Raw genomic sequence first — 24,682 nt, 5'->3', positions numbered from 1 at the left:
CCAAATATTAGTTGATTCATGAGTTCGTCCATATTCTACCACATGAAAATCTCACATAGTCATAACAATTTGTAAAAATTAACTCGATATTTGTAAAATTGGGTCTTTTGACATATCCATAGGTAATTCGATCCTGTCTTTATTTATCCAATCTATCCTCGTATATTGATTTCGGCATAAAAAAAGCCATCTCTTATGAGATGACTTTGGCCCGAATTCGATTGACGGCATGGAAGACAGAGGATTTAATCATACCTTCACTGCGATTCACCAGCTCTGCCGTTTCCTTAATGGAGTATCCATGGATGAGGCGAAGTTCTAATATTTTACGATGTTCAGTGTTGTTAATATGGGAGACAAGATCATGAACACCTTCGCTAATTTCAAGGTGGGAAGTATCGACGTGGTGGGTAGGTACCTCGAGACGGCTGTCTCGTCTGAGTGTACGGGTCCGCCTGCGGAAGCTGTCCATCGCCAGGTTACGGGCAATACGTTTGAGATAATAGAGAATGCGATCTTCAGGGATATCCACGGTAACGTTCATTAGTCGAATGAAACAATCCTGAGCCAGATCTTCTGCATCTTGCGGTTGTTTGACGATATGGGATAGATACCTCGTGATTTCTGATTTATAGTTGATATAAGCTTCATTAATTCGTGTGCTGTTCATATGATGTGAATCCCCCTTGGATACAGATCAGGCTTGGGTCCGGTCTGGTATGAGTCTCTTATGATCCAAGTATATCGGGAGGTTGTTTCCAAAAGGTTCATAGTTGTATCGGAGTTGTAACATTTCGTGCTTCCCTCTATTCAAGCATACGGCTTGGGATACAAAATATAGGCAGATGAAGGAAATTCATAGAGCAGGGAGATTACGAAAGTATCATGAGACAAAAAGAGATTTTAATTATTGAGGACGAGGAGTCCATTCGCGATATTTTGTCCTATTCGTTACGTAAGGAAGGATTTGAGATCAAGGAAGCAGCTACGGGAAAAGAGGGTCTGGATCTGCTTCGGGATTCGAAGCCGGATCTGATCCTGCTGGACCTGATGCTGCCGGATATGAGTGGTTTTGATGTGTGCAGGCAACTATCTGTGAACTCCAAGATACCTGTCATCATGATCACTGCGAAGTCGGACATGCTGGACAAGGTACTTGGCATGGAGCTTGGGGCGGATGATTATATCACGAAGCCTTTTGATATCCGTGAGGTGGTTGCGCGCATTCGGGCGATTTTTCGCCGGATTGATCTGATCAGCGAGACACTGGAGAATCAGTCCTACGAGGTGGTAAGGCTAGGCAAGCATATTGAGATCCGCAAGGATGAACGGGAAGTGTGGAAAGACGGGGAACGGGCAGGACTCACGAATAAAGAATATGATCTGTTGTTATTTCTCGTGACCCATCATCGCAAGGTTCATACACGTTCTGAACTGCTGGACAAGGTATGGGGATTTGATTTTGCAGGGGATACCCGAACGGTGGACATTCATGTGCAACGGATTCGCAAGAAACTGGATAGTGGTGTGCAAGGCATTTCGATGATTGAAACGGTATTCGGTGTGGGGTACAAGCTGAATATTCAGGTACAGACATGAAGTGGACGATCCAGTTCAAAATGGTGGTGCTATTCTCGGTCATTGTATTTATCGGATTCTCCGTCCTGTTGATTCTGTCCAATAAGGTAGCCCAGGAGAATATGTACCGGGAAGTGCATGAGGATATGGTGCAATCCAAAAGAAATCTGGACATCGCGCTGAATCAGTACTTTCTGATACATAATAAACGCATGAGCAGAGACTCGCTCGAAGCAGGCAGTCGCGAGCTCGCGGAGCAGATTGGATCAGCCGTTGGTGGGGAGATTACGGTATACCGTCCCGATGCTTCGCCCTACGGATCTGCTGGTAGCAAGGTTAACGTTGCTAAGCGCTCTGACCATCCTGATGTGGAGGAAGCCATACAATCCCGGATCGCTTATACCACAGTAGTGGATAAAGGTCGGGTCACAGCAAGTCTGTCCTTCCCGCTTCAGATGGATCAACAATTGATTGGAATTGTGCAGTTGGAGAAGGATTACACCGACTTGTACAAACGCAATCTCCGGTTCCAGAATACGATCAAGCTGTTTGCAGCGGTTATTTTCGTATTTGTATTTATCGCATCCATCTTTATTTCCCGGAAAATTACACAACCCATCCGTGTACTGACAAAACGTTCTGCGGAAGTGGCCCAGGGGAGTCTGAATGCAGACATTCAGATTACAACCAAGGATGAGATCGGTGAATTGGCTTCAAGCTTCACTGTCATGATTGATCGGGTACGGGAGCAGATTGATGTGATTGAGCGAGAGCGGGACGAAGTGAAGCAAGTACAGGCGAGAAGCAAAGTCTTTTTTGACAATGTGACACATGAATTGAAGACACCCTTAACAACGATTCTGGGGTACGCCCAGATTTTACGGGATAACGGGTTTACCGACCAGGACTTTTTTGACAAAGGCATGAATTATATTATCAAGGAAAGCCAGCGTCTCAACACGATGGTTGCGGATATTCTGGAGGTGTCGGTCTCTTCTGCGGTCATTCAGGCATACCGGTTCGAACGTATCGATATATCAGATATTATTCGTGAAGCTTGTGAGGACATGTCGATTAAGGCGAGCAAGTACAATATAGGCATTCACTATGAGTTGGAGGAACATCAGTTTTTACAGGGAGATCGGGATAAGTTGAAGGAGGTCTTCCTCAACATCCTGGATAATTCGGTCAAGTACAGTGATGTGAACTCCATTATCGAAGTACAATCCTTCCGGTTAGGTGATTCTATCGCTATTGTGATCCGTGATCAGGGGGAAGGAATCGGTGCAGAAGCGCTCCAACATGTATTTGAACCCTTTTACCAGGATAAAGGAATCAACAGGGCCGAGAAAGGCAGTGCCGGGCTGGGGCTGTCTATTGTGAAGAACATCGTTGAGCGTCATGGAGGAACAGTGGAGATGAAGAGCATCATGCGGGAAGGGACACAAGTGAATATCAGTCTTCCGGGGGAAATGAACGCATGAGACATCCTGGATTTTGGCGTAAAAACCGTGACAGATTGATGCTGTCAGGGTTGTTGATCGCATTTGTCAGCGGAATTTTTGGGATTGGGAGCCTGTTCAGTCTCGGAAATCTCAAACCAAGAACGGTGATTTTGCCAAGTGAGCAGTTCAACAGCCGTCTGGCACCACCACCGAGCAGTACGATTCAGATCGAGTCGGCTACCAAGATTCCAAATGACTTTGCGATCTTTGATTTTGAAGTGTTAGACCGGAATACGATTATATTTAATCAACCGGAATTTTCCTATTCAGGGCTCAAGCTGTCTCTTCTGCATCTGGATGATAAGGAAGTGAAGAACATTGCGGCTAATACGGATTACGGTGTAACGATCAGCCCGGATCACAAGAAAATCATTTACTCCCAGTATCGGGCAGGTCAGACGCAGAAGACAACGTATGAGTATATGATACAGAGCGGGGAACGTCGCAAGCTTTCGTACGACAACTCGTATTATCGAGTGTTTGTAGGGAACGACTCCTACATCGGTCAGGATGATCTGTTATTTAAACAAGTTGATCTGAGCCAGGGGACGAGTCATGTCATCTACACGTATGAAGAGCTGATGAGCATGTTCACAGGACCCAAACAAGGGAAAGGTTCGAGTGATACGTTTATCGTTATGGATGTGTTGCAGGTCAGTGAGGATCACCAACAGTTTTATATACTGGTAATGCTGAAAGATAAATATGCCATCTATCGTGTATCGCTTGAGGATGAGCATGAAGTGAAGGCATATGCTGCAATGGAAGACATCCAACAGTACAAGTTGCTGAAAAATGGTGACATGCTCATCCAGGGAACGATGAATAAGGTACAGGGGCTGTATCGGTATCATGCAGCAGAGGAGCAGTATGATCTGTTATTACAAGGTTCGATCTGGAGCTTCGATCTGGATGCAGATGAATCCCGAATCGCTTACTTTTTCCCGATGGACAGTCAGAATCAGAAGAATGAGTTACATGTTGCCTACCTGAATGACAGCAAGATTTCGTCGGATACGGTGATCTATCGCAATATTGATAACTTCATCAGTCTGAAATGGAATGACGAGGAATTATTTGCTGTAAGCAGCTCAGTGGATAAAAGTGAAATGTACCGCTTTAGTTTCAGAGCCTGGTAAGCTGCGGAAGGTATAGGAATATAAGACCTTGGTGATGGAGCGATAGCTGCTCTGCGGACAAGGTCTTTTTGTTATGACATGTTACAAGTTGGATACAACTCCGGCCAGCCCGGATACATCTCCATCCTATAATAAAAGGGAATGTGCTACGTGAATCTTTACGTAACAACCTCTGTACATATTTAGCAAGTAGAAAGGAAGACATGTAGTAATGCTTCAAGTTGAACAATTATCCCACTCGTTCCGCAATGGCCAGGGAACCGTGCCGGTGCTTCAGGATATCAACCTGACGATTGGAGAAGGCAAGATGGTAGCCCTGTTGGGCAGTTCTGGCTCGGGTAAATCCACACTGTTGAATCTGATGGCAGGGCTGATGAAACCGGATCAGGGCAAGATTCTAATCGCGGGACAAGATATTGTACGTTTCAGTGAGAACCGCCTGGCTGAGTTCAGACGCAGTCATATCGGGTTTATTTTTCAATCTTATGAACTGCTGTCCAATCTTACGATCCGGGAAAATGTAGAGTTACCCTTGGTGTTTATGGGGATAAGCCCTTCGAAACGCAAAGCAAAAGCATTGAAGTTGCTGGAACAAGTGGGACTGGGTGAAAAGGCAAGCTTGTTCCCGTCACAGTTGTCGGGCGGTCAACAACAACGTGTCAGTATTGCACGTTCGCTCATTACCGAGCCCTCGGTGATCTTTGCAGATGAGCCTACCGGGAATCTGGATACCGAGACGGAGGAAGAGATCATTGCGATTTTGCAGCAGCTTAACCGGGATATGAATACAACCTTTGTCATTGTGACACATGAAGCAGAGGTCGCGGAGCAGATGCAAGTTGTGCTTACACTGCAACATGGAATACTGGTCGAAGAAGCTGTAAGGGAAGTTTGAGGCAAAAGGAGAGGAAAAGTGAGAATACGGGATGTAGCACGTATGGCCTGGGGACAGATCATTCGCAGAAAAATGGTCACACTGCTGTGTATGATGGGGCTGTCCATCGGCTCTGCCGCCATGATCATTGCTCTTAGCGTGGGGCAGTCCGTACAGACCTATAGCGAGAAAACATTGAACGACAATTACAAGATGGATGAAATCACGATTACGCCCAATGAAGGCATTCGTACGGGGAACGGCAAGGGAAGTGGTCAGACATCGAAGTTTGAACGGGGAGCATTGACGTTGGAAAAGATTCAAATTATCCAAAGGCTTCCCCATGTTGTTGCCGTGGCCCCCATGTTAAAGCTGGATTCGCTGGAAATGGTGCTTCCGGATGGTCGCAGCACGTATGTTGAGGTCATTGGTACCCAGCTGGAGACCCTGGGCGGGGTTGGATACAAGTATGCTGAGGGACGTGGGGCAGAGGATGGTCGTATGGCGGTAACCAGTTATGGGGCTGCATTCGGACTCGTGGATCCCAAAGTAACTCAGAAGTTATTCGAGCAGTTGAATGCTGATCCATATAACAATGAGCTTTTGGAGCAGTTTACGGAAATGTCTGCGAAGCAGGATCAGTTGGTGCAGCAGCGTATTCAGTTTCGATATGAAGATTATGCGAATGCGAGCAAAACCAAAATGAGCGGCTCTATACGCGTGTCTGGAGAACTGATGAAGCCTTCCAACATGGATGATATGAGTGCTCAAAACGATAAAAAAGTATATCTGCCGCTCGATACAGCTCGTGCATTGCAGGATGAGCTTGGATTACAGCAGGCCGACAGCAGTGCGGCCAAGCATCTTAACTCGGCTCTGGTCAAGGTTGAGGACAAACGTTATGTATCCCAGGTGGAAGAACAGATTAAAAAGCTGACGTTAAACACACAGAGTAATCTGTTCCAGGAGGAAGCGATGGCAGGTCAATTGGCGATGTACCAAAAAGCGGCATTGGGGATCGGTGGTTTTATCATGCTGCTGGCCTCATTATCCATTATTGTAGCGATGATTATGTCTACGCATCAGCGTCGTAAACAGATTGGTGTGATGAAGGTGCTGGGCGCAAATCTGTGGCAGATCCGTCAGATGTTTATTACGGAAGCAGCGATGCTTGGATTAATGGGCGGCGTGGCTGGTGTGGGGATTGCCTTTGCTGCCCTCGGCGGAGTGAACAGTCTGCTGGCGAGTCAGATGGCAGATCAGATGAATGGTCCGATGACCGTCGTTATTCAGCAGTCGGCTCTGCCACTTGGCATCGTTTTTGCTGTTCTGGTTGGCATTGTATCGGGTATATATCCGGCAATCAGCGCATCTCGGACCAATGCATTAACTGTGATCAAATCAATGTAATTTTATCAGCGAAAGGGAAATTGGGCACATGAAGAAATGGATTAAAATTATCATCACTGTTGTACTTTTGGCAGGTGCAGGATACTGGCTGTATGAAAAGTACAAGCCAAAACCGGAGGCGCCTATAGAGATTCCGCCCCCGATTACCTTTGATGTGACACAGGAAACGATGACGCAAACGATACAGGTGAAGGGGAAATCCGTATACACCGATCAGACGGATATCTTCGCTCCGTATGCTTCCAACATCAAGCAGTGGCACGTGAAAAGTGGTGAGCAGGTGAGCAAAGGCGATATCCTGTTTACCCTCGATACTTCCACGTTACAAACGGAGGTAGAACAGTTGCAGAGTGATCTGGAGAAAGCTCAGCTGGAAAACAAGATGAATCAGGTTACCCTGGATCAGGCGAATATGAGTGAGTCACTTGGCGTGACGGAAGAGGAGCGCAAGAAGGCATTTGCAGATCGGGAAGGTAAACGCCTGACGAATGAATTGAACCAAAAAGCGTTGGTCCTCAAGGAGAAGGAGATACAGAAAAAGCAGGCAGTTATAAGTAAGTCTGTTGTGTATGCTTCCGCTTCCGGTATATTTCAGATGAATGAAGAGGATAGCAAGACACGTGCGGTGACGGAAGGACAGCTGATCGGGTCCATTACAAACATCAGCAAACTGAAATTTATGACGATTGTTGGTGAGGAAGAAATGTTCAGGCTTAAGGTGGGCATGCCAGTTAAGGTGCGAATGACAGCGCAGAAAGACCTGCAATTTACCGGGAAGGTGAGTAAGGTATCCAAATTCGCCCGCAAGAGTACCGATACGGACCTCAAGCAAGCTTCACAGTTTGACGTGGTCATTGATCTGAAGCCGGACGCCAGAATGTATGGAGGCGTGAGTCTGGAAGGCGATATCGAGACAATGCGGAAGGATAAAGTGACGGTAGTGTCCAGTCTCGCGATTATGCGGGATCAGACCGAGCCTTACGTACTGTTAGACAAAGGCAATGGACAGACAGAGCCGCTGACGATCCAGGCTGGAATGGAATCGGGGGACAAGACGGAAGTAGTTAGCGGGTTGAAACCGGGAGACATTGTCGTTTTGCCCTAGACGTAGGAATTTAAGAACAAGGCATCATATGTAGTGACGATCTAGACGAGCGGGTTAATTCGGCATTGGAAAACACGAGGTTCATTGTGGCAGATTGCCAGGATGGACCTCGTGTGTCTTTTGGAGCAAGGGATGTCCAGATTCCTGCCTGAATTATGGAAAAAAATATAATTAAATTTATATAATTCAATTTACAGTAATATTTACATGTCGTATAATCAGAACATAAGGAGGTGACACCGAACATCATGTTTGTAGATGGATAGGCGAAGACCTTTTTTTTTAACTGCTTGAAGAAAGCGCTTACCTAATTTAGGATTCAAACATCCCACAAGTCAATTTTCACACTTCTTCATGTCTAACACACGTTCAACAACACCCACCATATTATACTCATTCATATGATTCGCCCTCACACACTATTTGTTTGCTCAAGATTCCAGTTATACAACCATTTCTTTTGGAGGTGATACAACCAACTCATCCGAACGTTCTCTTCGTGCTAAGCATCATAATGACACAGAGGATCAGACATGAGTACAACCCAATCTAACTAAAGGAAAGGTGGAACTATGAAGACTAAATTGAAAACCAAATCAAGAGGTAAGAAGATCCTGCGCAAAGGTGTAAAACAAATGCTTGCAGCAACGCTGCTCGCTGCGGGGATTTTCCCTGGACTGTCTCCAGGCTTGACTCAGGCGGCTGAAGCACATGTGGATAATCCATTTGTAGGGGCAACCGCTTATCTGAACGAGGACTATTCAGCTCTCGTGGATACGTCCATTGCACTGACCAACGATGCGTCGTTGAAGGCCAAGATGGAGACGGTCAAATCGTATCCAACCGCAGTATGGGTTGACCGGATTGCTGCAATCTATGGCGGTACGGACAACGCTGGTCGCAAAAGTGTAGAGCAACATCTTGATGCCGTTCTCGCTCAAAAGAAACCGGGTACGCCTATAACGGCTTCATTTGTTATCTATAACTTGCCTGGACGAGATTGTCATGCACTTGCATCGAATGGTGAACTTCCACTAACACAGGCAGCACTGCAGACATATAAAACGGATTATATTGATGTGCTCGCAGATATCTTCGCAGATCCGAAGTATCAGGATATTCGTATTATTGCTGTCATTGAACCGGACAGTCTGCCTAACCTTGTGACCAACCTGAGTACCCCAGCTTGTGGTCAAGCCAGCTCAACAGGTATCTATGAGGCGGGTGTGAAGTATGCATTGGACAAGCTGCACGCCATTCCAAATGTGTACAACTATCTGGATATCGGCCACTCCGGCTGGCTTGGATGGGATAACAACCGTTCTGCAGCAGTCGCGCTGTATACAAGTGTTGTGCAAGGAACAGCCGCAGGTCTGAGCAGTGCAGATGGTTTCATTACAAATACAGCAAACACTACACCGCTGGGGGAGCCGAACCTGTCTAACCCTGATCTCAATATCGGTGGACAACCAATTAAATCTGCCAAGTTTTATGAGTGGAATCCTTATTTTGACGAAACCGATTTCACCGCTGCGCTGTATGCCGATTTTGTACAAGCTGGCTGGCCAAGCAGCACAGGTTTCCTGATTGATACTAGCCGGAATGGGTGGGGCGGGGTAGACCGTCCAGCATCTGCTACGGGCAGCAACATCAACGATTATGTGAATTCCGGACGTGTAGATCGCCGGGAGCACCGGGGGAACTGGTGTAATGCCAGTGGCGCAGGTATTGGTGAAGCACCTAAGGCTGCACCAGGACCAGCGCATCTGGATGCTTATGTATGGGTGAAACCTCCGGGTGAATCCGATGGCTCCAGCTCCGAAATTCCGAATAACGAAGGCAAAGGTTTTGACCGGATGTGTGATCCAACCTTCACAACTCGGGATGGTGTATTAACAGGTGCATTGCCTAATGCTCCGGTATCGGGTCACTGGTTCCATGATCAATTCGTGGCACTGGTGAAAAACGCATTCCCTGTACTTCCTGCAAGTAACGGTGGAGGCAATCCTCCGGGTGGAACAACAGCTCCGGCAGCACCAGCAGCATTGACGGCTTCTGCCGGTAACGCTCAAGTCTCCTTGACGTGGACTGCTTCTGCAGGTGCTACAAGTTATAGTGTGAAGCGGGCACTGAGTGCATCAGGTCCATTCACAACAATTGCTGCCAATGTAAGTGGAACATCTTACAGCAACACCGGTCTGATCAATGGCACAACCTATTATTATGTGGTAACGGCAACAAATGCAGTAGGTGAAAGTGTTAACTCTGCAACAGCAACAGCTACACCCGTTGCAGGTGTAACGGCGCCAGCTGCACCGACTGCTCTCATAGCAACCGCAGGCAATGCGCAGGTGAGCCTGACGTGGACCGCTTCTACAGGTGCAACAAGTTATAATGTGAAACGCGCGCTGAGTGCATCAGGTCCGTTCACAACGATCGCGGCGAATGTGAGTGGCACGTCCTACACCAACACTGCCCTGACGAACGGCACAACGTATCATTATGTGGTAAGTGCAGTGAATGCAGCAGGGCAAAGTGCCAATTCTGCTGTAGCTTCCGCGACACCTCAAAGTGTCGTTGTACCAACCAGTGATCTTGTCGTGCAATATCGTGCTGGAGATACCAATGCTCAGGATAGCCAGATCAAACCGTATTTCAACATCAAAAATCTGGGCAGTACTGATGTGAATCTGAGTGATCTGAAGATTCGATATTACTTTTCCAAAGAAGGCTCGGCTGCGATGGATTCGGCCATCGATTACGCTCAAGTTGGCGGAGCCAATATCCAGCGGACCTTCACAGACTCGTATGTGGAGCTGAGCTTCACATCTGGCGCTGGCAGCATTCAGGCTGGTGGACAGACTGGAGACATCCAGCTTCGCATGTACAAAACGGACTGGTCCAACTTTGACGAGACTAACGACTACTCCTTCGATCCAACGAAAACATCCTATCAGGATTGGAACAAGGTAACACTCCACCAAGGTGGAAACCTGGTATGGGGTATTGAGCCTTAAACTTTACTTGTAGCTGTCTTAACCGCGATCCTCAGTGTGTTAGAGGATCGCGGTTTTTTGCTATGCATTACAAGAGTCATTCTAGATTGAAGTTCTTGATCAACTGAGGAACGTAGTGGAGGGGACGAAATCGATTCTGCAAGTTCTTTTTCCCAAATGACTCCTAAAAACACTGATTATTGATCGTTTTGGACGGATATTTGCCTAGGGTCTGGCAGGCAGGATGTCTATAATAGAACCCGATGGGCGGGATCACCTCGCTCGGATTGGAAGAGAATGAAAGGGGGACCGCACTCCGGTAGTCGGGCAAGCTGATTTCTCTTTTTTAATTTTGTAAGCGTAATCATTATGGAATGGGATCTTTCGTTGAAGGAAGTCTGCACGGGTGATCGAACGTCCAATCATCATCAATGTGTATATGCGTCACCTATTCTGTCTCAAGGAGCGTGAAGGTGGATGAACTCAGAAACAACAGCGCCGGTACATAAGGGATCGGTGTCAGGTCGGCAATCCGGTCGCAGGAAGGCTCGTATGCCACTTGCAGCCAAGGTGCTCTCTTCGGCACTTAGCGTAGCTTTGCTCATTGGAGGAACAGCTGGCGTTACGGGAGCGGAAGCTTCCAACGGTAATGGGGCGACGGAGGCTGGCCTGCAATCACATAAGGGGGGCAGTCACTTGAAAGAGATTCAACTGGAATATCTGGATCGGGGACTGGTGGCTGCTTCGACATCTGAAGGTGTCTTTCTCAGTTGGAGATTGCTTGGTGATGAGGCTACAGGGTATAGCGACAAAGGGCTGACAGGTACAGACTTTAACGTCTATCGTGATGGCAAAAAGATTGCTACTGTCACCGACAGCACCAACTATGTAGATGCCGCGGGTAAATCTTCTTCCCGTTATGAAGTGGCAGCGGTGAACAAGAAGGGCAAGGAAAGCAAACGCAGTGCATCCGTCAAACCTTGGGCGAACGGATATGTGGACATTCCACTGCAGAAACCAGCTGATGGTGTGACCCCTGCCGGAGAAGCTTATACGTATTCCGCCAATGACATGAGCGTGGGTGATGTGGATGGGGATGGCCAATATGAGTTTTTTGTCAAATGGGACCCTTCCAACGCCAAGGACGTATCGCAAAAAGGATACACCGGTAAAACCTACATTGATGCTTACACCTTGGACGGTCAGTTGTTGTACCGGATCGATCTTGGGGTCAATATCCGTGCAGGTGCTCATTATACACAGATGCTCGTTTACGATTTTGACGGGGATGGCAAGGCTGAGATGATGTTCAAGACCGCTCCGGGCACGAAGATTATCAAATATAACAAAAAAGGAAAAGTAACATCCGAGAAATACATCACGCTTCCGAAGCAGGATCGCAAGGCAGGGTATTCGAACGAAGATGATTATCGTTTAAGTGCTGATGGGTACCACGATCACGTGGTGGATATGTTCAGGAACTGGCATAAACACGATGAGGTTGTGAAGGGCAACTGGCCTGCGACATTGGAAGAGGCTTTTGGAATCGAGAAAAAATATAACTACCCATTATCTCAGCAGGATGCCGAGAGCCTGGCTGACTACTTCATTGATGTATATGCGGTAGAACGCAGCAACCGCAATGAGCTGCGCAAGTTTGAAGGTTTTATCGTGGATGGACCGGAGTACGTTACGGTATTTGAAGGTAAATCAGGTAAAGAGCTGGAGACCATTCCATATGAACCCGAGCGTCATGATGATGGTCTGATGTGGGGCGATTATGCCATGGCACGGATTGAACCGGGGAATCGGGTGGACCGTTTCCTAGCCGGAGTGGCTTATCTGGACGGCAAGAAACCGTCTGCTATCTTTGCACGCGGATACTATACACGTTCGACAATGGTTGCCTACAATTGGGATGGCAAGAAGCTGAAAAAAGAATGGAAAGTGGACAGCGGCTGGACACCGATGAAGAACCCTTTTAATGACGGACCGCACGGCGTAGATGGTACAGATCCGCAGTACGGCTCCATTACTACTCAGGGAGCGCACTATTTCAGTGTGGCGGATGTGGATGGAGACGGCAAACAGGAGATTATCTATGGCTCCGCTACGATTGATCATGACGGCAGCGTGCTATACAGCTCCACAGACCTGATGCCTGCCGAGAGTGCTGCACCGGGAACCATTGCCCGTCTGGGTCATGGGGACGCACTTCATGTGGCAGATATTGACCCGGATCGTCCGGGACTTGAGATTTTCATGGTTCACGAGGGTGGTCCTTGGGCGCCATACGGCTATTCCCTGCGTGATGCGAAGACCGGAGAAGTGATCTATGGCGGATACACGGGGAAAGATACCGGACGTGGCATGGTGGGTGATGTTGATCCGACTCGTCGTGGGCTGGAGACATGGGCTGTAGGTTTGTGGACAGCTAAGGGTGAGAAAATCAGTGATCAGATGCCGGGAACGAATATGAATATCCGTTGGGCTGCCGATATGACGACACAGATCGTAGATGGTGCGATTGATGTTACACCAACCATCAAAGACTGGAATCGTGGCACGGTGCTGACGGCAACAGGCACATTGACTAACAATCACACGAAAGGAACACCATCTCTCGTAGCTGATATCTTCGGTGATTGGCGGGAAGAGATGCTGGTGAGAACCACCGACAGCTCAGCGATTCGTATCTATCTGAGTACCGAGAAGACGGACCGCAAGCTGTACACGCTCATGCATGATGCGATGTATCGTGTGGGCATTGCCGGACAGAACAGTGGATACAACCAGCCGTCCTATCCGTCCTTTTACATGGCATCGGATATGGACTGGTCCAAAGTAACGCTGCCTAAGTTCTACACGCCAGGTAAGGGCGGAAAGTAAGCAGACCGGATGAGCAATGCCTGGCAATAGCCTACAACATGTGAGCCTGTAACGTAAAGCAGCGTTGGCATTTTTAAGAATTGGCATCGAAGCTTAAAAGCTCTGGAATCCCAATGTGTCTCGCACATGGGATTTTAGAGCTTTTTTCACATAAGGATCTGCGGATAAAGCTTGGCGTTTGCTCAGCCATCCATGTTACGTCATTTTTTTACATCGTTGGAGTCTAGATGCTCGGTAGAAGCGAACGCTTTAATGGTGTAAGTTCCTTGATCATAGATCAGTGTGGTGATGGAGCACTCCGGGATAAGTTGGTTCTGCATAGTTATAAAATCGGAATGCCAGACGTTAAGCTCGCGCTCGGTAAAGGTCTGCACCAGAAAATCAGTAATGAGTCCACCATGTGCAACCACAATAATGTTACTGTTCTCTGGCTCTTCATTAGCCAATTCGGTTAGGAGGGAGGCCAGCCGTTCACCAGACTGTTTTGCCGAGTCACCCACGGGTGGAATGTAATCTGGGTCAGACGTACATCGATCCCACATCGCAATGAATTCTTCGAATGACTGATCCGGGCAATCGCCCCAATTGGTACGTTCGCGCAGGCGAGGATCTTCGGTTATATGGGAATGGGTGTGGCGGGCAATCATACTTGCGGTTTCTTGGGCTCGTCGAAGTGGGCTGGTAAGGATTTTAGTAACGGGAAAGGTAGCTCTGGCAAAATGAAGTGCTGTGGCTTCGGCTTGTAAAACCCCTTCGGAAGTGAGGGGGACATCCCCGATTCGTCGTTCTTTGAGACCGTGTCTCACCAAATGAAAGGTGGTAGTCATGAGTGGAAACCTCCTTAAGTATAGACAGTTTACATAAAGGATTAGATTATATACTAATTATATATTTATCTAATTAAATAATACAATGAGGCTTTTAACGCAGACAGTTTATATCCACCCGACAGAATTGTTACAATGGAGAAAAGTGAGGATCGATCGTTGCAGGAATGGAGGTATGTATATGAGCATCACAAAACGCTGGACAGGAAGCCTGTATCAGGAGGCATTGCGAACAGAGGACTGCGGGCCGCGTTTCTACGCGTATTATTACAAGCAGTGGGACAACTACCGTATGTCCTATCACCATCATGATTCCACAGAGATCATGTATATTATTTCGGGAATGTGCCGGGTGGATGTGCAGATGTCGGATGGGAGTACGGAGCAGGCCGTTTTGAAAAAAGGGCAGTTCATTATGCTGGACGCAGGTGTCCCGCACCGTTTGCTGGTGGAAGATGGTGTCCCTTGCCGGATGCTCAATGTGGAGTTTGGTTTCTCCACCTCGTCTCCTGGACAGCTATCCATCCGTCAGCTCGCGCTGGAGGAGGAAGAAGTTCACACTCTACTCACTAATGCTTCGCCATATCTGGTACTGCCTGACCCGGAAGAGGTGTACCACATTATGAAAAGTCTGGTGTTGGAACTCGACCAGCGCGGTCTGCAGGAGCAAGGAAGGTCGTCTTTACCGATAGGAGTTATTCCTACAGAGGAAAGGGCACAACATCGCGAAGCCCGGAATCTGTCGTCTCCCGAACAGGGTGTGCTGGTGCGTACATTGTTCATCCAGTTGCTGGTCCGTGTTGCACGTCTGCGCGGAGAAATGAGCCGGAGTGCGCCAGATCAGGCGGAGTTGTATGTCAAACGAACCATTGAATTCATGCATCACAATATGGATCGCAACATTCAGATGAAGGATATTGCGGCAGCAGTTAATCTGCATCCAGGCTATTTACATCGCATTTTTCGTCAGCACACGCAGCGAACACCGACCGATTACCTGACGATGCTTCGCATGGAGAAGGCCAAGATGCTTCTTCAGCAGACCAATATCCCGATTTCAGAGATATCCGATTATGTCGGGGTAGGCAGTCGTCAGTATTTTCATATGTTATTCAAGAAGACGACGGGCATGACTCCGGTTGAATTTCGCTCCTCTATGGAACGACATGTTAGTCAGTACCCGTCGGATGAATGAGCCGATTGCAGTTATTTTCGAATACATATCAATTAGTGGAACTGGCGCATAAAAGTTAGGATTTTTGACAACAAGATCTTGAACAGGTCATGATTTTGATAACGCTTCCCCTTTTGCCGTTGGTACAATGATTTCATGAAGAAAGTCATTAACCGAAGCGAAAGATTCGGATTAGGGGAGGACATAGGCATGTCGTTTAAAGTGGCGTTTATCGGGGCAGGAAGTATCGGATTTACACGGGGATTGCTAAGGGATTTGCTGACGGTACCAGAGTTTAACAACATTGAAATTGCGTTCTGCGATATTAACCAACACAATCTGGACATGGTGACTGAGCTGTGTCAGCGGGATATCCGTGAGAATGGATTGAATATTCAGATTCAGCCAACCACGGATCGGAAAGAAGCGTTGAAAGATGCGAAGTATGTACTGTGTACGATTCGTGTTGGGGGACTGGAAGCATTTGCAACAGATGTGGATATTCCACTGAAGTATGGGGTAGATCAATGTGTCGGCGATACGCTGTGTGCAGGCGGCATTATGTATGGACAACGCGGAATCGCCGAGATGCTGGACATCTGTAAAGATATTCGTGAACAGAGTGCACCCGACGTGCTGCTCTTGAACTATTCCAATCCGATGGCGATGTTGACTTGGGCATGCAACAAATATGGCGGTGTGCGGACGATTGGACTGTGTCATGGCGTACAGCATGGTCATCATCAGATTGCGGAAGCTTTTGGATTGAAAAAGAGTGAAGTGGATATTGTCTGTGCCGGCATCAACCATCAGACCTGGTATATCCAGGCTTCTCATGAAGGCAAGGACCTTACAGGCGATTTGCTTGAAGCTTTCGAAAAACATCCGGAGTACAGCCGCACCGAGAAAGTGCGGATCGATATGCTGCGGCGCTTCGGGTATTACAGTACGGAATCGAATGGTCACCTGAGTGAATATGTGCCGTGGTACCGCAAACGTCCGGAAGAGATTAACGAATGGATCGACCTGGGCAATTGGATCAACGGAGAGACGGGTGGCTATCTGCGGGTATGTACCGAGGGGCGCAACTGGTTTGAGACTGATTTTCCTAACTGGATGAAGGATGAACCGATGCAATTCATTCCGGAAAAACGGGGCGAGGAGCACGGTTCATACATTATTGAAGGGCTGGAGACGGGACGTGTCTATCGTGGACATTTCAATACCGTTAATAATGGAGTAATCTCCAACCTGCCGGATGATGCGATTATTGAAGCACCGGGATATGTGGATCGCAACGGCATCTCCATGCCACATGTAGGCGATCTGCCACTTGGTCCGGCTGCGGTATGTAATGTGAGTATTTCCGTGCAACGTCTTGCGGTTGAAGCCGCGGTGAACGGAGACGACAAATTACTTCGTCAGGCATTTATGATGGACCCGCTCGTGGGTGCCGTATGTAATCCAAAAGAAATCTGGCAGATGGTCGACGAGATGCTGGTTGCACAGGCTCAGTGGTTGCCGCAGTACGAAGATGCGATTGCAGCCGCAGAAGCGAGACTCGCTGCTGGTGACCTGATTCCAACGAAGGAATATGAAGGTGCAGCTCGTCTGAAGGTGAAAACGGTGGAAGAAATGAAACAGGATCGCGAAGCTGCGAACAAAAATGCGGGAGAATCCGATAAAGGGAAAGATCGCGAGAAAGTGCAGCAATAGATAAAAATGCGTAGGGGCCTCTCCAAAATTGGAGGGGCCCTGTTTGTTTTTATTTTTTTTCGACACCACGGATAACAAAGGCAAAAGAGGTATCACCCAAGGAAACCTGTGAGTTTTGAGAGGAAGTCCAGCGGGCAAAGGCACCATAATAATGAGTACCTTTTTCCTGCGCTAACTGGAATGAACCTTCTCGCAAAGAGATGGGACGTGCCACTCCATTTACATATTCGACAAGAGTTAACTCGTCAGGTGGTACATTTGTACCCAGATGAATAGATATATTCTCGCCTACCAACACGGAGACAGGTACTTGACCTTCCAACAGTTCCATATCACCTGCGTAGTCTGCACACATACTTTCCCAGCAATAACTGCCCTGTATAGCAGGAATAGGAGTGCCACTTTCAGTCTGTATCACTGGTGTAGGCAGTTCCTGATTTTGTTTTAATTCCGTTTTGGCTTGATTTGCATTTGTTGTTGAAGGTGAGGCAGTTTTGTTTGTACTATGACTTGGAGTAGGATTACAGCCGGATAATATAAGCAAAGTTGAAAGAAATAACAATGTGGTCAATGTTCTTATAGTATTGAAGAATTTATATTTTATGCACCTCCCTAATATCTTCCAAACGAAAGGCAAGAGAGGAATGTTGCTAGTGTTACTCTTGCGATGCATATTTACCATGTGATACATATTACCTTTACAGACATAGTAATGTGTCTTATAGTATACACAGGACGGAAGAAAGTCGGTGAAACTCGTAGATGGATGTGCAAGTGATTAACAGTGATCTGATTCGGGGCAATATTGACCCCATCATTCTGAGTGTACTTATACCCGCAGATAACTATGGCTACAGCATTATTAAGGAGATCTATCGTAAGAGCGGAGAGCAGTTTGAATTGAAGGAACCTACGCTTTATTCCAGTTTGAAGAGGCTGGAGAAGAGTGGATATGTGGAGTCCTACTGGGGGGAAGAGACGCAGGGAGGACGACGCAAATATTACCGAATTACAACGCAAGGCCTTGAAGCCTATAGAGAGCAGGTTCATGCTTGGCAAGCAGCCAAGGCACTGATTGATTGCATGATTGTCACTGGAGAAAAAGGAGATGAAGACCTATGAGATTGGAAGCTCGCATCACCCGTCATGTGAATCGTTTGTTCGCTCACGCACAAGATACATTAGACAATCGAGAATTAAAAGAAGAGATTCACAGCAATCTCGTTGCACGCATTGACGATTATATCTCGCAGGGGGTGAGTGAAGAGAAGGCGTTCCAGACCGCCATTCAGCATATCGCTGGTATGGATGAAGTGATGAGTGACCATCGAAGGGTACAACGTGTTCCTTACTGGACAGCGTTGTTGCAGTCTGCTCTGATTTATAGCCTCATAGCCTGGATCATTACCATTCCAATGAGAGTGCTGATGCAAGGCTCCGCCATAAACAATCTGCTTATGATCGTGAGTCTCATTGTTGGTGGCATGTATGTATTGTATCTGTTGATCAACAAGACGAGCGATTCTGCAACTTCCGTGAAAACCACGGTTATTCGAATCCCTGCCTTAGTGCAGTGGAATCGCAGGATATGGTGGTTGTGGGCAGCATTAATACTCGTACTATGGGGAACGCAGGCAGCGTTGCGATTCGGAAGCAACATCTGGTTTAATCGACCCATTCAGGTGGATGGACCCTATCAGTTTGCAGTGATCGTCATTGCCTTTGCCATCCCATTACTAAGCGTTATTATCCCTTTGGTAGTGCATCGGGCGTATCGGATCGTTAGTAAGTATGAAGTGAGTGATGCGTTATGAGAATTAGAAACATATGGATTATAACACTTGTTGTGTTGGGCATCATTGGCTTGGTGATTGTTGAAGGCTTCGTTAATCCGAAGATCGAGGCGAAACAGGCTCGGTACGAGGAAGAGCAGCAGAATCCGCTGACACATGATTTTGCCGCTTTAACCAAATATCGCAGTCCCTACATGGGTGATAATTCAAACCTTAGTCATCTGAATCAGGCTTTACCTTTACGTGAAAGATTGAATGGTTACCAACTGTACCCGGAGACGTTCACAGTCCAAGTGAATTATAGCTTGGATACGCGTGAGATGGATGCAGAGGAACTTGAGCGGATACTCGTATATAATGCGGTTGCGAACTTTGTTATGATCGATAATCTGGAGCAGATCGTCTACCAGTTTGAGAATACCAGCCATACCTTACGTCGTGAATCTGCCCAACAATGGACAGGTACGGAATTAAAGGAACTTCAGAACCCGGAGCTATGGAATTCGACTGTACGCGAGAAGCTGGTGGAACCGGCACAAGTGAAAGAGGCTTTTTCACAGATTGTTGACAATTAAGCTGTATGAAATAGAAGGAAATAGGCAAGAGACTCGACTCTTCTCCCATGCTATGTTATTATAAATCTCTGATAACGTGGTAACGAACTAAAGCGGGGTTTTGGTTATAGACATGGAGGGGTTCGAGAGATGAGAAAAAAAGCGATTCTACTATTATTCATCAGTATATGTGTATTGATTGTGGCTGGTTGTTCCAGTTCCGCAAGCAAAGACGATAACACGATTGTTGTAGGAATTGATGATAAGTTTGCTCCAATGGGTTTCCGGGACGAGCAGAATGAAATTGTAGGTTTTGATATTGATTACGCAAGAGCTGCAGCGGAGAAAATGGGTAAAGAAATCACATTCCAGCCGATCGACTGGTCTTCCAAAGAGTCAGAGCTGAACAGTGGCCGGATCGACATGATCTGGAACGGGTACACCATTACGGATGAGCGTAAAGAGAAAGTGCTCTTCACGAAGCCGTATCTGGAAAACAGCCAAGTAGCTATTACCTTGGCAGACTCGCCAATCACAAAGCTGGATGAACTTGATGGTAAAAATGTGGGATTGCAGGCGCTGTCCTCCGCGGCAGATGCACTGGCAGCAAGTCCTCTGAAGGATAAAGTGAAAGCTTCTGAATTTAAGGATAACGTGCTTGCACTGACGGATCTGAAGACAAAACGTCTGGATGCGGTCATCATTGATGAAGTGGTAGCGAGATACTACATGTCCAAAGAAGAGGGAACATTCAAACTGTTGGATGAATCTCTTGCACCGGAACAATATGGCATTGGTATCAAAAAGGGAAATGAAGAACTTCTGAATCAGCTGCAAAAAGCGCTGGATGAGTTGAATGCAGACGGAACAGCGGCTAAGATCTCCACTCAATGGTTGGGTGAAGATAAGGTTTTGAAATAGACAGGTTACACACCTGATATATAGTTTAGAAACAAAACGGACCCCGTATTCCATGCTGGAGCGATTCATGCCCCAGAGGAATGCGGGGTTAACAGATTAGAGGAGACAAAATAATGAGTTGGGATTATCTATCGACCATTTTAAAACCTATGCTAGAGGGTGCGCAGACCACCATTTTCATGTTCTTGCTGGCGATCGTGTTATCTGTGCCGCTTGGATTTGCGGTCACGCTTGCGATGAGAAGCCAGATTAAACCACTGGCATGGATTGCCCATACGTATGTATATGTGATGCGAGGAACACCGCTACTGCTCCAAATTCTATTCTTCTGCTTCGGTTTACCGTTGCTTCCGGTGATTGGAGAGTATCTGGTGTTTGATCGCTTTGTTGCGGCAGGGATTGCGTTCATCCTAAACTATGCGGCGTACTTCGCTGAGATATTCAGGGGCGGACTGCTTTCCATTGATAAGGGGCAACATGAAGCAGCGAAGGTCCTTGGATTAACGAAGTGGCAGACGATGACCAAAGTCATTATTCCTCAGATGATTCGTGTAGTATTGCCTGCAACGGCCAATGAGTCCATTACGCTCATCAAGGATACGGCACTGCTCTATGCCGTGGCTGTACCTGAGCTGTTGTATTACGCCCAAGCGGCGGTAAATCGCGACTTACAGCTGACACCTTTCTTCGTGGCGGCGGTTATGTATCTGCTCATGACACTCGTACTCACCGTGCTGTTCAAGGCACTGGAGAAGCGGTTTTCATTTGAATAAATTAAATCTGATCAATCAAAGGACTGTCTGCATATGACACATATAATAGAAGTAAATCAATTGAGAAAATCATTCGGCACACTTGATGTGCTGAAACAGGTATCCTTCAACGTGGAACCAGGCGAAGTAATTGCCGTCATCGGACCTTCGGGTTCGGGGAAAAGTACGATGCTGCGCAGCCTGATTCATCTGGAGGATATTTCGGGCGGAACGATTCGCATTCAGGATCAGACGTTGGTTGATAATGGCCGTTACGCAGGTGCCGCGGATATTCGGAAGATGACGGATCGCATGGGGATGGTATTCCAGCATTTCAACTTATTCCCGCATCTGACTGTACAAGATAATTTGGAACTTGCACCGAAAACTTTGAAAAAAGAAAGCTCAAGCGTCATTCGGTACCGCAGTCTGGAATTACTCGGCAAAGTAGGGCTGTCGGACAAGGCCGATGTCTACCCTGGTAATCTGTCCGGTGGACAGAAACAGCGTGTAGCTATTGCCCGCGCACTCATGATGCAGCCCGACATTCTGCTGTTCGATGAGCCGACATCGGCACTCGATCCCGAACTGACGGGAGAAGTGTTACGCGTAATCAAACAACTAGCGCAGGAAAATATGACGATGATGATTGTTACGCATGAAATGAGTTTCGCCCGTGACGTTGCGGATCGCGTATTCTTCATGGATAATGGCGAGATCGCAGAGGCCGGTCCACCAGAGCAGGTCTTTGGCAATCCGAAGCTTGCACGCACTCGGACATTTTTGCAGCGGGTGGAAGTGGAAGGATAGACGGAAAAGGAAACCAAAAAGAGAGGTATCCCATTAGAGTTGGGGTATCTTTTTTTTTTTGATTAAGAGACGATAATGAGGGTTGGAAGTGTGAGGATTAATTTATATTTAAAGAATTTATTTACATAATTATTTATTTTTAAAAACGACACAAACCCCCTTACTTCGACAAAGGAATACCATTAATATGAGGTGTATACAGCTTGGAAGCTATTAATCGATAGACACCTTATTCGATGAAAGGAGGCTAATATACCTTCTAAAATAATGAAAGCGCATTCTCTAAGAGTGGATTTGGGAATTCGGATGGCTTATTCATTCAAATTTATGAAAGCGCTTAACTAGTTTTGGTATACCAAAACATAATTTTAATTTGATATATAAGTAACCCAATATGAAGGGAGATTGATCCGATCATGCAAATTGTGCACAAGTTATGGAACAAGCTGGGGATGATGTTGCTCGTTTTTGTTCTTTTGGCCGCCAGCGTGGGCAGTGGAAATGCATTAGGCGCAGCAAGTTCATCGACCACTTCGAATACAACACGAGTATCTGTACACGACCCGTCCATTTATTACGATTCAACCACGAACAAGTACTACATATACGGTTCGCATATGGCTCAGGCCAGCAGCACAGATCTCAGAAACTGGTCATACGAGGGAACACAAGGGTATGCTAACAGTACCTTGTATGCACCATCTACCTTCGAAGGCTACTATTACATTAAAAATAAAAACAGCGGCCTATATCTTGATATCTCCGATGGCTCGTCTGCCGATGGCACAAGTGTTCGTCAGTGGTCCTATAATGGATCGGACGCGCAGAAGTTCAGAATAATGCACTACGGCAACGGGGACTATTATCTTCTGACCGCCAATTCGGCCTACAACAGCGCTCTCGACGTCAATGGCGGTTCAGCAGCCGACGGTGCCAGTATTGAGCAATGGGCGTATTGGGGCGGAACCATGCAGTTATTTCGAATTCAGCAAAACGATGACGGAACGGTTGCATTGTTAACCAAGGCTTCCGGATATCGCAGTGCGTTGGATGTGGCGGACGGCAGCACGACAGCCGGTGCCAGTGTGCAGCAATGGAATTACTGGGGTGGAGATATGCAGAAGTGGGAACTGGTCAAAGCAGGCGGCACAGGCAATGCATCCCGAAGTTCGGGAGCTGCGCTGACATCGGCTCTGGCAGTATCCTACGCATGGGCCGGTTATAATGATCAGGACAGCTCCGGCGGTCATGCGGTATGGGCGCCGGCATCGCCGATCTACAATGCTTCATATACATGGGCGGACGGTTCCAAGGGCGCCTACATGTTGTATTACTCTACCTCGTCCACCTATATTCGCTCAGCCATCGGTTTTGGCGTATCCAAATCCGTTAAGGGACCTTACGAGTACATCGATACCATCGTCTACTCGGGATTCACAAGTGGAAGCAATCCGATCACGACCACGTCTTCGCTTGGAACAAAAACGGTGAACACGTGGTATCAGAATACCAACATTCCCGAGCTGATCGACAAAGGGAATCTGTCCGGCACACGGAGCGGCTGGTTCACGAACAATGGTGGATTTAATAATACACTTTTCCCCAACGCGATCGATCCTACCTTGACTTATGACAGCTCCGGCAAACTGTGGATGAGTTACGGATCCTGGTCAGGGGGAATCTATATCCTTCAAATCAATCCAGACACAGGCCAGCCGATATATCCGGGATCGGATAGTGGTAATACGGACCGTTACTTTGGCAAGCGCATTGCAGGAGGTTATGGAAAAACGGGAGAAGCTCCCTATATCGTGTATGACAAGGATGCAGGTTATTACTATCTGTATGTAACGTACGGCTGGCTGTCCAGTGAAGGCGGTTATCATCTTCGTGTGTATCGTTCCACCACGATTGATGGAACATATACCGATGCCGCCGGAAATCAGGCTGTATATGAATCTGCTTCGGTTAATCAGTCAACTCGGGGCGTGAAGTTGTTCGGCAACTATGCGCTGCCCGGTATACCGCTTGGTTACAAATCTGGAGGGCACAACTCCGCATTTGTTGACACGGATGGGGCTAGGTATCTGATCTACCATACCCGATTCAATAACGGAACGGAGTATCATGAGGTTCGTGCACATCAGCAATTCCTGAACGTCGACAAATGGCCGGTGACCGCAGTGTACGAATTTTTGGGAAGCAAAATCTCTTCCACTGGATATAGTGCAACCGATATGACGGGAACGTACCAATTCGTTAATATGGGGCTGGATGCGTCCACCAGCAACGTAGGTATGATTCCCACGCAAAGTGTAACACTGAATGCTAACGGAACGATATCTGGCGCGGTAACCGGTACATGGTCGAATACTGCCGGTACGTATTACTGCACGATGGTCATTAACGGAGTGACGTACAAAGGTATATTCTTCAAACAGAAGAATGAGTTATCTAGCCATAACGAAGTGATGACCTTCTCACTGATTGGTTCCAACAATCAATCGATCTGGGGTTCCAAATAGGAACATGTGATGAGGTGATACAAGCACTAAATCGTGTGATACATTATGAACTAAAAAAAATGGATGAGCGAAAACACGTAATGAGTATATATACTCATTACGTGTTTTTTCGGT

Annotated in this window: 20 protein-coding genes; 17 read left to right on the top strand and 3 right to left on the bottom strand. The window is 47.2% G+C overall.

Annotation, left to right across the window (positions count from 1 at the left end):
* Window positions 1-193 precede the first annotated feature (193 nt).
* The gene (locus QF041_RS15180) at window positions 194-670 is read right to left on the bottom strand and encodes an RNA polymerase sigma factor (RefSeq protein ID WP_076213502.1); all 477 of its coding nucleotides are present in this window, start codon (window positions 668-670) and stop codon (window positions 194-196) included.
* Between the two features lie 215 nt (window positions 671-885).
* On the opposite strand from QF041_RS15180, the gene QF041_RS15175 reads away from it, so the two are divergent.
* The 8 genes from QF041_RS15175 to QF041_RS15140 all read left to right on the top strand — a co-directional run bounded on the left by QF041_RS15175 (window position 886) and on the right by QF041_RS15140 (window position 13,496).
* Window positions 886-1,599, top strand: coding sequence for a response regulator transcription factor (locus QF041_RS15175; protein ID WP_036606313.1), 714 nt, complete (start codon window positions 886-888; stop codon window positions 1,597-1,599).
* Entirely contained in the window at window positions 1,596-3,062 is a 1,467-nt protein-coding gene (locus QF041_RS15170) for a sensor histidine kinase (RefSeq protein ID WP_307414773.1), read from the top strand. Before QF041_RS15175 ends, QF041_RS15170 begins: the two co-directional genes overlap by 4 nt.
* A complete protein-coding gene (locus QF041_RS15165; protein ID WP_307414772.1) occupies window positions 3,059-4,222 on the top strand; it encodes a hypothetical protein in 1,164 nt (387 codons plus the stop codon). The genes QF041_RS15170 and QF041_RS15165 overlap by 4 nt, the downstream gene beginning before the upstream one ends.
* Before the next feature lie 211 nt (window positions 4,223-4,433).
* Window positions 4,434-5,117 (top strand): ABC transporter ATP-binding protein, encoded by a 684-nt coding sequence (locus QF041_RS15160; RefSeq protein WP_047841819.1) that lies wholly within the window; start codon window positions 4,434-4,436, stop codon window positions 5,115-5,117.
* Between the two features lie 18 nt (window positions 5,118-5,135).
* A complete protein-coding gene (locus tag QF041_RS15155; RefSeq protein ID WP_307414771.1) occupies window positions 5,136-6,506 on the top strand; it encodes an ABC transporter permease in 1,371 nt (456 codons plus the stop codon).
* Window positions 6,507-6,534: 28 nt separating this feature from the next.
* A complete protein-coding gene (locus tag QF041_RS15150; protein WP_047841820.1) occupies window positions 6,535-7,611 on the top strand; it encodes an efflux RND transporter periplasmic adaptor subunit in 1,077 nt (358 codons plus the stop codon).
* Window positions 7,612-8,183: 572 nt separating this feature from the next.
* Window positions 8,184-10,628 carry a glycoside hydrolase family 6 protein gene (locus QF041_RS15145; RefSeq protein ID WP_307414770.1) on the top strand — a complete coding sequence of 815 codons (2,445 nt, stop codon included), beginning with the start codon at window positions 8,184-8,186 and terminating at the stop codon, window positions 10,626-10,628.
* A 531-nt stretch (window positions 10,629-11,159) separates the two neighbouring features.
* Window positions 11,160-13,496 (top strand): rhamnogalacturonan lyase, encoded by a 2,337-nt coding sequence (locus QF041_RS15140; RefSeq protein ID WP_307416977.1) that lies wholly within the window; start codon window positions 11,160-11,162, stop codon window positions 13,494-13,496.
* A 200-nt stretch (window positions 13,497-13,696) separates the two neighbouring features.
* Here QF041_RS15140 and QF041_RS15135 read toward each other — a convergent pair whose 3' ends face one another.
* Entirely contained in the window at window positions 13,697-14,323 is a 627-nt protein-coding gene (locus QF041_RS15135) for a histidine phosphatase family protein (protein ID WP_307414769.1), read from the bottom strand.
* Between the two features lie 181 nt (window positions 14,324-14,504).
* Between QF041_RS15135 and QF041_RS15130 the strand changes: the two genes are divergently transcribed.
* Both QF041_RS15130 and melA read left to right on the top strand, forming a co-directional pair.
* On the top strand, window positions 14,505-15,518 hold the full coding sequence (locus tag QF041_RS15130) for an AraC family transcriptional regulator (RefSeq protein ID WP_307414768.1): 1,014 nt from the start codon (window positions 14,505-14,507) through the stop codon (window positions 15,516-15,518).
* 189 nt (window positions 15,519-15,707) lie between these two features.
* Window positions 15,708-17,213, top strand: a complete 1,506-nt coding sequence (gene melA / locus QF041_RS15125) for an alpha-glucosidase/alpha-galactosidase (RefSeq protein WP_307414767.1) — start codon at window positions 15,708-15,710, stop codon at window positions 17,211-17,213.
* A gap of 49 nt (window positions 17,214-17,262) precedes the next feature.
* Here the strand turns inward: melA and QF041_RS15120 are convergent, their stop codons facing one another.
* Window positions 17,263-17,895: a hypothetical protein gene (locus QF041_RS15120; protein ID WP_307414766.1), complete on the bottom strand. Its 633-nt coding sequence runs from the start codon at window positions 17,893-17,895 to the stop codon at window positions 17,263-17,265.
* Between the two features lie 80 nt (window positions 17,896-17,975).
* On the opposite strand from QF041_RS15120, the gene QF041_RS15115 reads away from it, so the two are divergent.
* The 7 genes from QF041_RS15115 (at window position 17,976) to QF041_RS15085 (ending at window position 24,568) form a co-directional block, all read left to right on the top strand.
* Window positions 17,976-18,335 carry a PadR family transcriptional regulator gene (locus QF041_RS15115; RefSeq protein ID WP_047841826.1) on the top strand — a complete coding sequence of 120 codons (360 nt, stop codon included), beginning with the start codon at window positions 17,976-17,978 and terminating at the stop codon, window positions 18,333-18,335.
* Window positions 18,332-19,027: a permease prefix domain 1-containing protein gene (locus tag QF041_RS15110; RefSeq protein ID WP_307414765.1), complete on the top strand. Its 696-nt coding sequence runs from the start codon at window positions 18,332-18,334 to the stop codon at window positions 19,025-19,027. The genes QF041_RS15115 and QF041_RS15110 overlap by 4 nt, the downstream gene beginning before the upstream one ends.
* Entirely contained in the window at window positions 19,024-19,581 is a 558-nt protein-coding gene (locus tag QF041_RS15105) for a DUF4825 domain-containing protein (protein WP_307414764.1), read from the top strand. The genes QF041_RS15110 and QF041_RS15105 overlap by 4 nt, the downstream gene beginning before the upstream one ends.
* Window positions 19,582-19,710: 129 nt before the next feature.
* A complete protein-coding gene (locus tag QF041_RS15100; RefSeq protein ID WP_036672520.1) occupies window positions 19,711-20,481 on the top strand; it encodes an amino acid ABC transporter substrate-binding protein in 771 nt (256 codons plus the stop codon).
* 113 nt (window positions 20,482-20,594) lie between these two features.
* Window positions 20,595-21,254, top strand: a complete 660-nt coding sequence (locus QF041_RS15095) for an amino acid ABC transporter permease (protein WP_076253366.1) — start codon at window positions 20,595-20,597, stop codon at window positions 21,252-21,254.
* 33 nt (window positions 21,255-21,287) lie between these two features.
* Window positions 21,288-22,043 (top strand): amino acid ABC transporter ATP-binding protein, encoded by a 756-nt coding sequence (locus QF041_RS15090; protein ID WP_307414763.1) that lies wholly within the window; start codon window positions 21,288-21,290, stop codon window positions 22,041-22,043.
* Between the two features lie 416 nt (window positions 22,044-22,459).
* Window positions 22,460-24,568: an RICIN domain-containing protein gene (locus tag QF041_RS15085; RefSeq protein ID WP_307414762.1), complete on the top strand. Its 2,109-nt coding sequence runs from the start codon at window positions 22,460-22,462 to the stop codon at window positions 24,566-24,568.
* The last annotated feature ends 114 nt before the right edge of the window (window positions 24,569-24,682 follow it).

The sequence above is a fragment of the Paenibacillus sp. W2I17 genome, assembly GCF_030815985.1.
GTDB lineage: Bacteria > Bacillota > Bacilli > Paenibacillales > Paenibacillaceae > Paenibacillus.
The sequence above is the reverse complement of the archived record's forward strand: the minus strand, read 5'-3'. Positions and strand labels throughout refer to the sequence as shown.